Origin of the sequence: Streptomyces sp. TP-A0356 (assembly GCF_001417775.1) — a bacterium.
Taxonomy (GTDB): Bacteria; Actinomycetota; Actinomycetes; order Streptomycetales; family Streptomycetaceae; genus Streptomyces.
Map to the genome: position 1 here is coordinate 1 of NZ_BBZJ01000035.1, position 14,207 is coordinate 14,207.

The 14,207-nt window shown below is 69.6% G+C and carries 13 protein-coding genes; 5 read left to right on the plus strand and 8 right to left on the minus strand.

Going from position 1 to position 14,207, the window contains the following annotated elements; genetic code table 11:
• The 5 genes from ASC56_RS40205 to ASC56_RS40860 all read right to left on the minus strand — a co-directional run.
• On the minus strand, window positions 1–1,284 hold a 1,284-nt coding region (locus ASC56_RS40205), incomplete at its 3' end, for a serine/threonine-protein kinase (RefSeq protein WP_234377179.1).
• A gap of 175 nt (window positions 1,285–1,459) precedes the next feature.
• Complete coding sequence (locus tag ASC56_RS40855) at window positions 1,460–2,680, minus strand: hypothetical protein (RefSeq protein ID WP_159039764.1); 1,221 nt, start codon at window positions 2,678–2,680, stop codon at window positions 1,460–1,462.
• Window positions 2,681–3,490: 810 nt separating this feature from the next.
• Window positions 3,491–4,639, minus strand: coding sequence for a sensor histidine kinase (locus ASC56_RS38825; RefSeq protein WP_159039765.1), 1,149 nt, complete (start codon window positions 4,637–4,639; stop codon window positions 3,491–3,493).
• Window positions 4,640–4,733: 94 nt separating this feature from the next.
• Window positions 4,734–5,435, minus strand: a complete 702-nt coding sequence (locus tag ASC56_RS33405; RefSeq protein ID WP_159039766.1) for a response regulator transcription factor — start codon at window positions 5,433–5,435, stop codon at window positions 4,734–4,736.
• 172 nt (window positions 5,436–5,607) lie between these two features.
• On the minus strand, window positions 5,608–5,745 hold the full coding sequence (locus ASC56_RS40860; RefSeq protein WP_159039767.1) for a hypothetical protein: 138 nt from the start codon (window positions 5,743–5,745) through the stop codon (window positions 5,608–5,610).
• Window positions 5,746–5,859: 114 nt separating this feature from the next.
• On the opposite strand from ASC56_RS40860, the gene ASC56_RS33410 reads away from it, so the two are divergent.
• From ASC56_RS33410 to ASC56_RS33430, 5 genes are read left to right on the plus strand one after another with little or no spacing between them, the layout of a single operon-like run.
• Window positions 5,860–6,921 (plus strand): ABC transporter substrate-binding protein, encoded by a 1,062-nt coding sequence (locus tag ASC56_RS33410; RefSeq protein WP_063785042.1) that lies wholly within the window; start codon window positions 5,860–5,862, stop codon window positions 6,919–6,921.
• A 4-nt stretch (window positions 6,922–6,925) separates the two neighbouring features.
• On the plus strand, window positions 6,926–8,755 hold the full coding sequence (locus ASC56_RS40210) for an iron ABC transporter permease (RefSeq protein ID WP_055495353.1): 1,830 nt from the start codon (window positions 6,926–6,928) through the stop codon (window positions 8,753–8,755).
• Window positions 8,752–9,900 (plus strand): ABC transporter ATP-binding protein, encoded by a 1,149-nt coding sequence (locus ASC56_RS40865; RefSeq protein ID WP_055495354.1) that lies wholly within the window; start codon window positions 8,752–8,754, stop codon window positions 9,898–9,900. Before ASC56_RS40210 ends, ASC56_RS40865 begins: the two co-directional genes overlap by 4 nt.
• 15 nt (window positions 9,901–9,915) lie before the next feature.
• Window positions 9,916–10,677 carry a COG4280 domain-containing protein gene (locus ASC56_RS42435; protein ID WP_055495355.1) on the plus strand — a complete coding sequence of 254 codons (762 nt, stop codon included), beginning with the start codon at window positions 9,916–9,918 and terminating at the stop codon, window positions 10,675–10,677.
• A complete protein-coding gene (locus ASC56_RS33430) occupies window positions 10,674–10,874 on the plus strand; it encodes a hypothetical protein (RefSeq protein WP_055495356.1) in 201 nt (66 codons plus the stop codon). The genes ASC56_RS42435 and ASC56_RS33430 overlap by 4 nt, the downstream gene beginning before the upstream one ends.
• 76 nt (window positions 10,875–10,950) lie before the next feature.
• Here ASC56_RS33430 and ASC56_RS33435 read toward each other — a convergent pair whose 3' ends face one another.
• The 3 genes from ASC56_RS33435 to ASC56_RS33445 all read right to left on the minus strand — a co-directional run bounded on the left by ASC56_RS33435 (window position 10,951) and on the right by ASC56_RS33445 (window position 13,778).
• The gene (locus tag ASC56_RS33435) at window positions 10,951–11,493 is read right to left on the minus strand and encodes a Chromate resistance protein ChrB (RefSeq protein WP_055495357.1); all 543 of its coding nucleotides are present in this window, start codon (window positions 11,491–11,493) and stop codon (window positions 10,951–10,953) included.
• Window positions 11,494–11,706: 213 nt separating this feature from the next.
• Window positions 11,707–13,275 (minus strand): AMP-binding protein, encoded by a 1,569-nt coding sequence (locus ASC56_RS33440; RefSeq protein WP_055495358.1) that lies wholly within the window; start codon window positions 13,273–13,275, stop codon window positions 11,707–11,709.
• A 71-nt stretch (window positions 13,276–13,346) separates the two neighbouring features.
• The gene (locus ASC56_RS33445; protein ID WP_055495359.1) at window positions 13,347–13,778 is read right to left on the minus strand and encodes a VOC family protein; all 432 of its coding nucleotides are present in this window, start codon (window positions 13,776–13,778) and stop codon (window positions 13,347–13,349) included.
• Window positions 13,779–14,207 lie beyond the last annotated feature (429 nt).

The following is a 14,207-nucleotide window of genomic DNA, read 5'->3' on the forward strand; positions in this document are numbered from 1 at the left end:
TTGCGGCTTGTCGACCTGAAGCCTGATCACTTTGGTGAGAGATCCGTCCCAGCACAACAGGTCCGGACTGATGGACACAGGATCTGCCAGGCACGGGTCGAGACGTGTGTAGTCGTCGTCCGAGCAGGCGTAGGCGTCGCCGCGTGAGCCGAAAGTCGAGCCACCCGTGCATGTCCCGTGGCGCACGGCGGCGACTCGGACGCCCGGCGCCGGACCGCCGCTGCTGTTTCCAATGCCCCATGGCGAGAAGGTGAGCACCTTCGTGGCGGCCGACGCATCGGACGCCGTCCGAGCGCCACGGGCCGTGGCGTGGGTAGTGGGGTGTGCCCCGGCACGGCTCCGCGTGCCGGCCGCCGTGACTTCGTACGAGGCTATTGCCGTCCCGCCCGCAATCAGCAGCGCAACCGCTGTGACGAGCGGCCACACGCGCCTCTTTCGGGCCACCGACGCGTCGGAGTGCGTGTGTCTCATGGACGCCGCCGTGTACGGGGCAGTGGGCTCGTCATCACGCTCGAGCAGCCCGACGAGGCTCGCGGCCGGGGGCCGTTCGGCGGGGTTCTTGCGGACGGCCGCGTGCACGGCGGTTCTGAGCTGGATGGGCAGACCGTCAAGATCCGGCGCGGTGTTCAGCACGCGGTACATCACCGCGTCCGCGGGCCCAGTGCCGAACGGCGGTCGGCCGGTCGCGGCATGAGTCACCGTCAGCGCCCAGGAGAAGACGTCTGCCGGCTGGCCGGCTTGACCGAGTACCTGCTCGGGCGCCAGATAGCCCGGAGTGCCCACGACCATGCCCGTGCGTGTGAGCGCGGTGGCGTCCGCGATCTGGGCAATGCCGAAGTCGATGACCTTGGGGCCGTCGGGACCCAGTAGTACGTTGGACGGCTTCAGATCGCGGTGGGCTACGCCCGCCGCGTGGATGTCGGCCAGCGCCACCGCGAGAGACCGAGCCAGCGACAGGACCTCTTCCGTCGGCAGCGGTCCCTCCGCGATGCGGTCAGCCAGCGACGGGCCGTCGACATACTCCGTGACGAGGTAGGGCCGGTCACCGTCGGTGCCCGCCTCCAGCACCTGGACGGTGTGGGGTCCCTCGACAGCGCGGACTGCGCTCACTTCCCGCGCGAACCGGCTTCGAAAGCCGGGGTCGTCGGCAAGCTCGGGACGCATGATCTTGAGCGCTACGAGGGTTCCGCCAGGAGCCTCCGCCAAGTGAACGACGCCCATGCCGCCGGCTCCCAGGCGGCCCCGGATCACGTAATCCCCGAACATCTCCGGGTCAGCGGTCACGGGCCGTGCTTCGGTCACAGATGATCTCCCGTCGGTGTCTTGCCGCCGGGGCGGCAATCGCCCACGTCGAGTCGCGTTATCACTTGCGAAGGTGACGCATAAGCGCGACCACAATGAATGCGGTATGTCCGAGCCCTGTCTGCGCCGTCATGAGGCGGCCCCGGGCGAAGCCCGATCAGCGACCGGCGAAGTGTGCGGCGGCCGTGGCGGACACGCGCAGGACGTAGAGGCACCACACTTGAATGGCGACGACGATCAGAGAGACGAGCGGCTGACCAGGCACCGGCATGGCGTACCGGGCGAAGAACTCACCGTAGTGGACTTGGACCGCCATGAAGGCGGCTGCCTCCTGCGCCAGAGAGAGCACGACGAGCCAGCTCAGCAGGGCGCGCGCCCACAGGGCACCGCGCAGCGCACCGGGAACACATGCCGCCAGCGCCAGTGCGGTTGTCCAGGACAGCAGGATGCCCAGTCCGATGGAGGGCCGGTTCCCGAGCGAGCCCGACGAGTCAGCGGCAAGAACGGCTCCGAGAACAGCCGTGGAGCCGGCACGAGACACCAAGGTGAGTGCGGCGACGAGAGCGACGAGCATGGCCAGTACCACCACACTCGCCGGGCTCCCATGGGCGGTGGCGACGGCGGCCTGCTGAGCGACGGGGTGACGTGGCCGCCGGGCATCCCGGTTGAAGGGCAGCACGGCGGCCCCCAGGCCAAGGACCAGTGCATCGACTGCCAAGGCCGTGCCCCTGAGAGCTGTGGCGTCTTCTCCGAATACGCCGATCATCCCGGCGGCTCCCGCGAGCGCGAGGACCACCCCGAGGACGAACAGAACGGCCTGCGCCCACTGGACTCCCACGTGGATGACGACGCCGAGCGTTGCCACACAAGCGGCGATCAGCAAAAGTGCGCCACCGAAAGGGCTCAACCCGAAGACGGCCAGAGCGATGAGATAAGCGGCGAACGCCATGCCGTGACGTGCTTCCGGTATCCGCCAACTCGCGGAAAGCACCGACGCGGACGGGGGAGGAGGGTAGGCCGGTGGTCGCGGAACACCGCCCGGGCCAAGAGGTGCCGACTGCGATGCGACGCCCATCCGTGCTGCTGGCTTCGGCAACGGGATTGCGGCTACGGGAGTACCGCCCGCCGCGATGTCGCGCCAGAGACTCCCTGTTGCGCCAGCACGTACGGCATCACGCAACAGCGGATCGCCGGCGAGCGCCTGTTCCAGCGCCGTCAGAAGGCGTCGCCGGGTGCCGGCGCTTGGACCGGCGTTCCACTCGGCCCACCGCCTCATGATCTCGCCGTGCCGCCGAGCGACGTCGTCGGGCACGCGCACACCCTCAGGATCTCTGGTCAATGCGGTGAGCAATCTGTCGGCCAGGACGTTGGCATACATCGCAGACTTCCCTGTCACCCTGCATGTTGAGGAGCGGCGCGGAACGGAACTCGGAGCACTTTGAGGACCAGCACGGCGGCGCTCACCGCGGCGGTCAATCGTGTGGGGTGAAGGCAGTGGGCGGAGGTTCGGTGGGTCGAGGTCGCACTGGCGTCATGTGCACAGGCTCGGCAGAATCGGGCTCCACGGCACGGTGCTTCTCCTCTCTGGTCAATGCCCAGGCCCAGGTGCGCAGTTCCGGGTCCCTGCCCAGTGCCTCGTCCAGGGCCACACGGAGGGCCGTAGCTCGTTCCAGTCGGGCGGGATGCTCACGCCAGGACTGCCAGGCGTGTTGCAGGCCGGCGTGCCGGTCCAACAGGTCACATGGGATCGCTTCGTTGTGCAAGGAGGCCGGCCCGATGGACAGTGCGGCCATGACGCGACGGGCCAAGTCGGACGTCTGCACGACGGTGGTCCTCTCGGGGCAGGGGCAAGGAAGGGAGCGACTGCGAAGGGGCGTGTTCCACAGTCAATTGGTAAGCCATTCAGCAACGTGCCGCCATGGGCGCGCTGTCCCCGGTTTCGGGGACAGGGTGGCAGTCCGAGCCGATTCCGGGGCTCCCGAACGGACGGTGCGCTACCGACGAAATGCCACTCGCAAGGTGTTGCGACGGCGGCCGGAGATCGAGCGGGAGACGGCCGTCGGCTGAGGAGGAGGGTCAGCCGGGATACGGCCGAAAGGGATGGCAGGGCGGTAATCCCGAACGGCGTCCTCGCCTCCAGCTGGTTCCCCATCTGGGAACCAGCACGGACCACCTGGGCCGACGACGCCTACGGAAGCGGAGCGCGCAGTTCCACGACGGTGCCCTCGCCGACGGCGCTGCTTACTTCCACGGTCCCGCCGATGTCGGCGATCCGACCGCGGACCGAGTGCTGCAGACCGATGCGTTCAGGCCGCGCCGTAGGGTCGAAGCCCACTCCCTGGTCGACGACGCTCACTCGAAGGCAGCCCCGCTCCACAGCGGCGGCCAGCGTGGCCCGATCGGTCGCGGCATGTTTGACCACGTTGGTAAGAGCTTCGTGACAGGCGGCCAGCAGCGCATCCTTGACCTCGTCGGGTACGCCGGCGAAGTGAGCCTGCGCGTCGTGTGGCACCTGTACGGAGACCTTGAGGCCCTGCCGGGTTCGTTCTTGTGCCAGCGCGTGCAGGGCGGCCGCGAAATCCGCTCCCGCGGAGCCGGCGAACAAGTTCACGCTGTCCGGTCCGTGATCGATCAGCCATCGTAGCCAGCCGGCCTCTGCGCGCACTTGGTTGCGCATCCACGTATCGGAGACCCAGCGCCCCTGCGCCAGCGTCTCCAGAGTCTGCAACACCCGGTCGTGCAGCAGCCGGGCCTGTTTGGTGCGCTCCTCCACGACGGCGCCCGAGCGCGCCAGTTCCACGGTCACGGCCCGGGAGGCGTCCAGTTCCGCACCCATTCGCCGGAGTTCCCGTACCACCAGCCAGGTCACGGGCCCGATCCCGAGATAACTACCCGCATTGGGCACCGCGTTCCACCATGGCTGTCCACTTGCGAGATGGTCGGACACGAGATACACGACGGCCAAGCAGCCCGACGCCGCGCACACCCGCCACGCCTCGCGCAGCAACAATCCGCAGGCACAGGAAGCGACCAAGCTGTAGGGATAGGCGAAGAAGCCCCATGTATGGATCTCCGGCCCCGCAACCAGTGCCGCGTTGACGGACAGAGCAGCGCAGCTCACCGCCGTGTCGATCCCCCCTACCCAGTCCGGCAGACGACCGCCGTGCCTGACCCCGATCAATGCCAGCGCTGCCGACTCGGCCAGGAGGGCCGCTGCCAGTGCCGCGGCCAAAGGCGGCATCACACCTTCCCGTAACCCCGTACCCAGCGCGACGGCGACATTGAGCAGGGCCGCGCCGCGAGTCGCCAAGAGAGCGCGGCCCTCGAGGCGCGCCACGCGTCGGCTCGCGTCCCCCAAACGGATCGTATGACTGGCTTGCCATGGCTCTGCACCGGCCCACCCGCGCTCGCGCGGCACATCGCCGTGCGCTCTATTGCCGGTCAGGGCCGCCCCCCTCGAAGAGGTTGCGTGCGAACCAGACCAGTTCCGCCTTGTTGCCCAGGTGCAAGCGCGCCCGGATGCGTTTGACGTAGGTGTCCACGGTGGAGGTCTGCACGCCCATCCTCCGCGCGGTCTGCTGATGCGTCAGCCCCCGCGCGATCCAGCCAAGTGCCTCCTCCTCCCGCGCTGTGAGAGGAGAAGTTCCACCGGACGCATTGGCCCCCTTGGCGGCCGCATCGACCATCCCGGCCAGCTGCGGCGACAGATAGAACTCGCCCTCGGCGACGACGTGCACGGCGGCGCGCAGCACCTCCTCGTCACTGTCCTTGGTGACGTAACCTGACGCACCGGCGATGATGCACGCCAGCACATCCGCAGGCCGGCTGGCCGCGGAAATCATCAACACCGATGTCTGGGCAGCGAGTCGGCGGACTTCGGCCACGGCGGGGAAATCCGTGCCCAGGTAGAGGTCGCACAAGACGATGTCCAACGATCCCGGATCCGGTAGGTCGGCCGGATCGGCGACCGTCCCCACCACTGCCACCCGCGCGTCCTCGGCCAGGATGGCTGCAAGACCTCGCCGTGCCACCGGGTGATCGTCAACAAGTCCCACCCGCACCATGCGGGACATTATGATGGCAAGATCACGCCAGGGATAGACCTGGGTGCAGCATTCCAGTCGGCGGCTCACGACCGTATTCTCTGGAGCCTCGACACGGGCGCGGGGGCGGGGGCGGTAAGCGGCGTCGCCCGCAGGTTTGCGGTTGCCGATACATCATCCGCTCAGGTCACAGCCTTGATGCTGGACGCGGTGGGATGCGCGGTCGCTCCCAGGGGGCGGATCCGCCGGTGGGCGTGCTCGATCACCGTTCGCGGTCGCCCGTCGGCAGCAGTGACCGCCGTGAATCACTGACCAGGCCGTAGATCCACGGCGCCAGGTACACGACGCTCGGCGGCGCATCGCCGCCTTCGCAACCCGCGAAGCTTTCCACGCCGATCACACGCTGTTCCGATCCCAGTCATCGCCCACCACATTGCCCGTAACGAACGCCATCAACTCTTTCTAACCGTTGTTACGATCGATGAGCTCTCATGGTTAGAGGAGAAGGTGCACCATGGTCACATGGGCAAGCAGGAGAGTGGCGGCGTGGACGGCCGTCGCGGCCGCTGCCATGACGGTCGCGACCGCATGCGGTTCGACGACCACGTCAGGGGCGGCCGGCAGCACGGCCAAGCCGACACTCGTCCTCTACTCGGCCATGGGCTACGACCAGCCGGTGGCCGACGCCTTCCAGAAGGCGACCGGCATCCCGACCAAGGTCGTGGACGACAGCACGGGACCGCTGCTGGCGAAGGTGGCCGCGGAGAGGGCCAATCCGCAGTGGGGCCTGCTGTGGGCCGACGGTGCCGAGTGGGCGGCGGCGCTGGACAACCAGGGACAGCTGCTGAAGGGCTACAGCCCGTCCGTCACCTTCAACGCGGCAGGCCGGGCCGCCCTGCCCAAGGACAGGAGCTACACCCCGTCCGGCGCGACCATGGCCGGCACCATCGTCTACGACACGACCAAGACGCCGAAGCCGCCGACCTCCTGGCAGGACCTGCTGACCCCGGCCTGGAAGGGCAAGGTCGGCATGAACAACCCCGCCGTGTCCGGGCCGACCTACCCGTTCGTGGCCGGAATGATGAACAAGCTCGGCGGCGAGTCCCAGGGCAAGGACTACTACACCAAGCTCAAGGCGAACGGGCTGCACGTCTTCCAGACGAACGGCGACACGCTGCACGCGCTCGCCACCGGGCAGATCGACATCGCCCTCGTCCAGAGCTCGGCCGGCCTGGGCGCGGCCAAGAAGGTGAACGACCCCCACCTCAGGACTGCCTTCGTCGACGGCGTCAGCCTGCTGCCGGGTGTCATGGCCATCGACGCCAAGGCGCCCGCCGCAGTGCAGGCCGAAGCGAAGAAGTTCGAGCAGTTCGTGCTCAGCCCTGCCGGACAGCAGGCCGCGAAGAACGGCAACCCGACCGGCGACTCGCTGTTCTGGCCGGTGATCCAGGGCGTCTCGCCGCTTCCGGCCGTGCCCGCGCTGTCCTCGGTGAAGTACCAGACGGTCGACCCGTACGTCTGGGGCCCGAAGGAAGCGGAGATCAACTCGTGGTTCACCGCGAACATCGCGAAGTAGCGGCATGACGACGAACAGGCTCGCCCCGGCTCTGGCGGCCGACCGGGGCCAGGGCCCTCGGGAGGCGGCCGGCCGGCCAGGGCCGAAGCGTGCAGCCCGGTCGGGGCAGCCACGGCTCGGCGGGGCCGGCCCGGCCGTGCGCGCCCTGGCGGGGCCTCTCGCCGGGGCCGCCGCCGGGCTGGTGCTGCTGGCGCCGGTGGGAGGGTTCCTGCTGGTCGCGGTCAGCCCCAGGACATTCGGCCAGGGCTCGGCGTGGTTCACCCTGGCCCCTTTCGGCTCCGCGCTGAGCGGGAGCATGCTGCGGGCGCTGCTGGACACCGCCCTCACCGGAGCGGGCGCCGCAGTGCTGGCCGCGGCGGTCGGCACCGCTCTGGCGCTGCTGCTGGGCCGGACCAAGGTCCCGGGTGACGGCCTGTGGCGGGTGGCGATCTGGGCCCTGCTGCTGGCCCCGTCCTATCTCGAGGCGCTCGGCTGGACCCGCCTCGTGGAACCGGACGGGGTCCTCACTCAGCTCCTGGGCATCGACGTCGGCTGGCTGCGTCACCTGGTGATGGGGCCGCTCGGGGTGATCTGGGTCCTCGGCAGCCGCGGCGTGCCCTTCGCCTTCTTCGCGGTCTCCGGCTCCGTCGCCGGACTCGGCCGCGACTTCGAGGACGCGGCGCGGGTGCACGGCGCGGGAACCCGCTCCCGGCTCCGGATCACGCTCGGCATGCTCGCCCCAGGACTGTGGGCCGCCGTCGCGATCGTCTTCGCGGAGGCCATCAGCGACTACGGCGTGGCCGCGACACTCGCCGCGGACGCGCACTTCCCCATCGCCACCTACGCCCTCGCCGGCGCCGTGACCAACTTCCCCGCGGACTACCCGACGGCGGCGGCGGTCGGCTGGCTGCTGATGGTGCTGATCGTGCTGGCCATGCTGGCGCAGCGCAGGGCGACCCGCGGCCGGTCCTACGCGGTGCTGTCCGGGCGTACCCGCTTCACGGCCCGGGTGCCTCTGAGCGGCCGACGCTCGGCGGCGGCCCTGGGTCTCGGCCTCTTCTTCCTGCTCGCGCTCGCCGTACCGGCTCTGGGGGTGGTCTCCGCCTCCATGCTCGGACCCTTCGGCACCGTGACGGCGCACAGCTTCACGCTGGACAACTACCGACAGGTCTTCCAGCAGTCCAACCTGCTCGAGCCGCTCCTGCTGTCCCTTCAACTGGCGGCCGTCACCGCGACGGCGGCGCTGATCGGCGCCGTGCTCGTGGCCCGCTTCCTCTCCCGCAGCGCTCGTACCGGGGCCGGAAGGGCGGCGGGCGTGCTGGACCTGCTCCTGCTGGGGGCCGTCGCCCTGCCCTCGATCGTGCTGGGCGCCGGCTACATCTTCACGTACAACCTGCCGCTGATGAACGTCCTGGGCATCCACCTCTACGGCACCCTGACGCTGCTGGCCATCGGTCTGCTCGCGGGCGCCCTGCCGGGGGCGTCCCGGATGCTGGCGGGTTCGTTCGCGCAGGTGCAGGACTCCATGCTCGCGGCGGCGCGGGTGCATGGCGCGGGACCGGCACGGACCTGGGCCACGACCGTCCTGCCCCTGCTGTCCCGAGGGCTGCTGTGGACGTGGCTGCTGACCTTCGGCGACCGGTTCCTGGAGCTACCGCTCGCTTCGATGCTGTATCCCCCCGGTCGGCAGCCGCTGTCGGTCGCGGTGACCAGTCTGATCGTCAACTACGACTTCGGCACCGGCACCGCCTCGCTGGTGATCGCCTGCGCGGGCGTCCTTCTCGTCATCGCCCTCGTACTTCTGACCTTCCGTCTCGTCGCCCCGTCCAGCTGGCATCGATTGGAACAACGGTGAAACCCGAAACCAGTGCCGGGGCAACCCGGCTGCAGATCGACCGGGTGGTCAAGCGGTACGGCCCCCACACGGTCCTCGACGACGTCTCGCTGACCGTCGAGGCCGGCGAGTTCCACGTCCTGTTGGGTCCGTCGGGGTCGGGCAAGAGCACGCTGCTGCGGGTGATCGCCGGCATCGAGCGGGTCGACGAGGGCCGGGTGCTGCTCGGCGACCGGGTCCTCGCCGACCGGCGGGTGTGCGTGCCGCCGGAGCGGCGGAACCTCGGCATGGTCTTCCAGGACTACGCCCTGTGGCCGCACATGACCGTCGCCGACAACGTCGGCTATGCCCTGCGCAGGCAGGGGATCGATCGGGCGGAGGTGACGGCACGGGTCGGCGCGCTGCTGGAGCGGGTCGGGCTGGGCGGCTACGCACAGCGTCACCCCGGCGAACTGTCCGGCGGCGAGCAGCAGCGCGTCGCCCTGGCCCGCGCCCTGGCCGGGCGCCCCAGCCTGCTGCTGTTCGACGAGCCGCTGTCCAATCTGGACGCCGACCTCAAGGAACGGCTTCGTGTGGAGATCGCCACGCTGGCCCGGGAGACCGGTGCGACGACGATCTACATCACCCACGACCAGTCGGAGGCGTTCGCGCTGGCCGACCGGATCAGCGTGCTGCGCGGGGGCCGGCTGGTGCAGCAAGGCACTCCGGAATCCATCTACTCCCGGCCCTCCTCGCCCTTCGTGGCGCGGTTCACCGGCCTGTCCGGGGAACTGTCCGCCACGGTCGCGGGGGCCGCGGAGGACGGCGCGGTGCACGTACGGGTGCTGGACCGCACGCTCGTGGCCCACGCGCCGACCAGGCCGGCCGACGGGGCGTCGGTGGATCTGCTGATGAGACCCGCCGCCCTGCGGATCGGCCGCCCGGACGCGGCCGGGGCGGAGCGCACGCTCACCGGTTTCATCAAGGACACCGCCTATCGGGGGCGGGGGTACGACCACGTCGTCGAACTCCCGGACGGGTCGCTGCTTTGCGGGGTCTTCGACCAGCGGGCCTGGCCGCGAGGCCAGACCGTCACGCTGACCGTGGAGACCGGCGGATGTTTCGCCTACCCCAGCGCCGGACGTGCTCTGTCCGACCACCCCGCACACGCGTCGCACGCACGATAACCATTGGAGGAACACATGAGCGGGACTGCACTGGTCCTCGCCGTCTTTCTGGCCTGCGCGGTGGAAGCCGTCGAGGCACTCACCATCGTCCTGGCCGCGGGTGTCACCCGCGGCTGGCGCTCGCCCCTGCTCGGCGTCGGCGCGGCGCTGCTCGTCCTGGCGGTCGTGGTGGCCGTGCTCGGGCCGGCCGTCGGCCGGATCCCGATCGGTGCGATGCAGTTGGTGATCGGCACACTGCTGCTCGTCTTCGGGCTGCAGTGGCTGCGCAAGGCGATCCTGCGGGCGTCGGGGTACAAGGCGCTGCACGACGAGGACAAGATCTACCAGGAGCAGGTCGCGGCCGCCGAGACCGCTTCCCACGAGAGCCGGGCCTTCGTCACCGACTGGTACGGCTTCACTCTGGCGTTCAAGGGTGTGCTCCTCGAGGGCCTGGAGGTGGCGTTCATCGTGATCACCTTCGGCTCCGTCCAGGGCCAGATCGGGACGGCCTCGCTCGGGGCCGCCGCCGCCGTGGTGCTGGTGGTCGCGGTCGGCCTGCTGGTGAGGGCGCCGCTGGCCAAGGTGCCCGAGAACACCATGAAGTTCGCGGTGGGTGTGCTGCTCACCGCCTTCGGCACCTTCTGGGGTGCCGAAGGCGCCGGGGTCCAATGGCCGGGCGCCGACGCCGCGTTGCTGGTCCTTGTCCCCGGGGTCCTCGCCGTGTCCCTTGCCTACGTGGCCCTGCTCCGCCGCACCGGCGTGGCGGCCCGCACCCAGAACGCCGGAGCGGCCTCATGACACCGATCACGCGCTTCCTGCGCTTCTGGTACGACTTCCTGGTCGGCGACGACTGGACCGTCCCGGTGGGCGTGGTCCTCGCGCTCGGCGTCACCGCGCTGCTTGTCATCGGTGACGTCCCGGCGTGGTGGCTGGTACCGGTCGCGGTGGTGGCGCTGCTGGGGGTGTCGCTGAGGCGGGCCACCCGCGGCGCGTAGCGGTCCGCCGGAGCAACGAGCCGGCATGACGCGGACCCGCTCCGCCTCATGCCGGCCCGCCCGCCTCCGGCGGCGGTCAGCGGGTCTCGCCCTCCTCGAGATAGACCCGTGCGGCGTACTCCTCCAGGACCTGCTCGCACCGCTTCAGCGCCGCCTCCACCTCCGCGCGGCCGGACGCCGACAGCAGGTCGCGCTTGCGCACCTTGGCGAACCAGTTCTTGAGCTTGGTGAGGTCCTCGTCGTTCTCCTCGAGCTCGGCGTAGGTGAAGTGGTCGGCCCGGTACTCCTTCTCCACCTGCTCCAGGAAGTCCTTGCAACGGTCGATGATCTCCTCGTACTCGTCGTCCCGGGCGGCGTTGAACGCGGCGGCGACATCGCTCTCCCCGGCGAGCACCTCGGAGCCGAGCAGCTGGGCCGTGCCCCCCATGTCGATGATCTCCTTGCGCAGTACACGCAGCGCCCGCTCCGCGGCGACGGTCCGGGGGAAGGCCGCCACCGAGTTCTGCAGATAGATCGCGCCCAGGCCCTTGATACGGCGCCACACCGCGGCCCTGAGCCGGGTCGGCTCGCTCGGCACCCGGTAGACGAGCACCAGCCACCGCTGCCCCTGACTTGCCACCTCGTCGCCTTCGGGTTCCCCCTCCTGCGCCGAAGCCGTCGAAACCACCGTGCACCTCCCACTCGCCCCGCTTGCCGCAGCCACCCTACGGGGATCTGGCCGGCGCCGCCCACATCGTCGCCGATCAGCGCGCGGCCGCGACAGCTCCCGGTGCAAGTGTGCGCGGGATGCGGCACTCTCAGCCGGCCTCCGTTCCCTCCCGGCAGCCGTTGGTCAGGGCCTGTCCAACGCCCAGGACTCCTCCCGGAGCAGGTACTTCTGGATCTTGCCGGTGGAGGTCTTGGGCAGGGGACCGAAGCCGACCGTTCTCGGCGCCTTGAACCGGGCAAGCCGTTCCCGGACGAACGCGATCAGCTCGTCCTCGGTCACCACGGCCCCGTCGTGCAGCGTCACATAGGCCGCGGGTACCTCGCCCCAGCGTTCGTCGGGCCTTGCGACGACCGCCACCTCGAGCACCGCAGGGTGTTCGGCGATCACCTGCTCCACCTCGACGGAGGCGATGTTCTCTCCACCGGAGATGATCACGTCCTTGCTCCGGTCCCGCAGCTCGACGTAACCGTCGGAATGGACCACCCCGAGATCGCCCGTGCGGAACCAGCCGTCCGGCACGGCACGCCGGGTGGCGATCTCGTCCTTGAAGTAGCCGAGCATGACGTTGTTCCCTCGCAACGTGATCTCGCCGAGGGTCCGCCCGTCGGCGGGAACCTCCGAGCCGTCTTCGGCCACCACGCGGGCCTGGCACGAGATCATGTTCCCGACCCCCTGCCTCGCCCTGAGCCGGGCCTGCGTGCCCGCGTCGAGGCTGTTCCACTCCGGACGCCAGTCACAGATCATCGCGGGGCCGAACGTCTCGGTCAGCCCGTAGAGATGCGTCACCTCGAAGCCGAGTTCCCGCATCCGGCGCAGTATCGCCGGGCTGGGCGGTGAGCCTCCCGTCGCCACCCGCACGGTCGTGGCGACGGGTTCGGCCTCCGGCGCATACGCCAGCATGGAAAGGACGGTCGGAGCGGCGTTGAGGTGGGTGACCCCCTCTTCGTGGATCAGCCGCCATACCTCGGCGGGCTCCGGTTTCGGCAGGCACACATGAGTGGCGGCGGCCGCCGTCACCGCCCACGGGAAACACCAGCCGTTGCAGTGGAACATCGGCAGCGTCCACAGATGCACCGCCGACGGCGACAGCCCGGTGTGCCCCACCATCGCCAGCGCCTGGAGGTAGGCACCACGGTGGTGATACATCACGCCCTTCGGCATGCCGGTGGTGCCCGAGGTGTAGTTGATGGACAGCAGGGACCGCTCGTCGTCGGCCCTCGCCTGACGAGGAGCGGCGCCGGCGAGCAGCTCCTCGTACTCCGGCCCCGCCTTGATCGTGAGCGGCGCCGTGTTCGCCCGTGCGAGCGCCGGGCCGACCAGGGGCTCGAGCGCCGGGTCGTAGACGAGTACGGCGGCCTCCGAATGGCCGAGGATGTAACCGATTTCGCCCGCGGACAGGCGGGTGTTGATCGCGACCAGTGGTACCCCCGCCCAGGGCACGCCGAAATGCGCCTCGAGCAGTACGTGGGTGTTGGGAGCGAGTACGGCGACCGGGCGGCCGCCGGTGAGCGGGTGGAGCGCGCCCGCCAGCTGTCGGCAGCGACGGTGCAGCTCCGCGTACGTCCAGCGCTGGTCGCCGTCGATCACCGCGACCCGATCACCGTGCGCGGCTGCCGCCCTGTCGAGGTATGCGGTCGGGGTCAGTGGCTCGAACGACAGGGCAGCCAATCCGGCATCGAGAGCGGCTCGCATGGATGGCCTCCTTGACCTGTTGACGAACGGGACGACGCCCGGCGCCTCGGGCGGCTGCCGGGAGGGTGTGCTCAACCCAGCGTGAAGAGCTCCAGCTGGATGTTGTCGGGATCCCGGAACACCAGGACCGAATAGCGGAACGGCTCGGTCATGTCGGTGATGGCTGAATGATCGACGCCGAGCTCGTCCAGCCAGCTCACCCACGAGGTCAGCTCGTCCCGGCCGGCCACCGAGAACGCGATGTGGTCGAGCCCTGTGCGTCGCTCGTCGAAGCCTTCGCCGGCGTTCTCGTCGTGATGGTGCAAGCCGATCGCCATGTTGGAGTGGGGGTCGGTCAACAGGACGGCGTACCCCGCGTCCTCGTCCTCGTAATGCGGGAATTTCACCGGAACAGGTTCGAGGCCGAAGACGCGCTGATACCACTCGATGCTGCGGTCGATGTCGGTGACGGTCGGCGAAAAGTGGTGCACGCCCTCGATCCTCGGGCGGTTCTCGACGCTCATCGATACCTCTTCATCTCCCGGGGCCGCATACGGGTAAACCTCGAGACACTGATGGCCCCTTACCGCGGAAGGACACTAACCGTCGGGCTGCTTCACGGCTATGCGGAATCCTGCTGCGAATATGCCCATTCGATGCGAGAACGCGGGCCGGGCGGAGAGCCGGTCGCCGATATCGCCAGGTGCGCACTTCGTGGCGGCCCCGACAAATCCGAATGGATGGGGCCGTGGCCATCACTACGCCCCCGTTCCACTCCCGGCGCGGGCCCGCGCCGGACGGTCCCGGTGAGGCGGCTGGGGGCGCGACGTCCGACCGGGGCGTTCGCTCGCGGTCGGCGCTGCGTCGCGCAACGCCGGTGGAACCCGCAGTAATTCAGCGGTAACCGGCATCGTCACAGCCGCAGCGTTGTCGTAGCTTCTGAGCCACCTGCC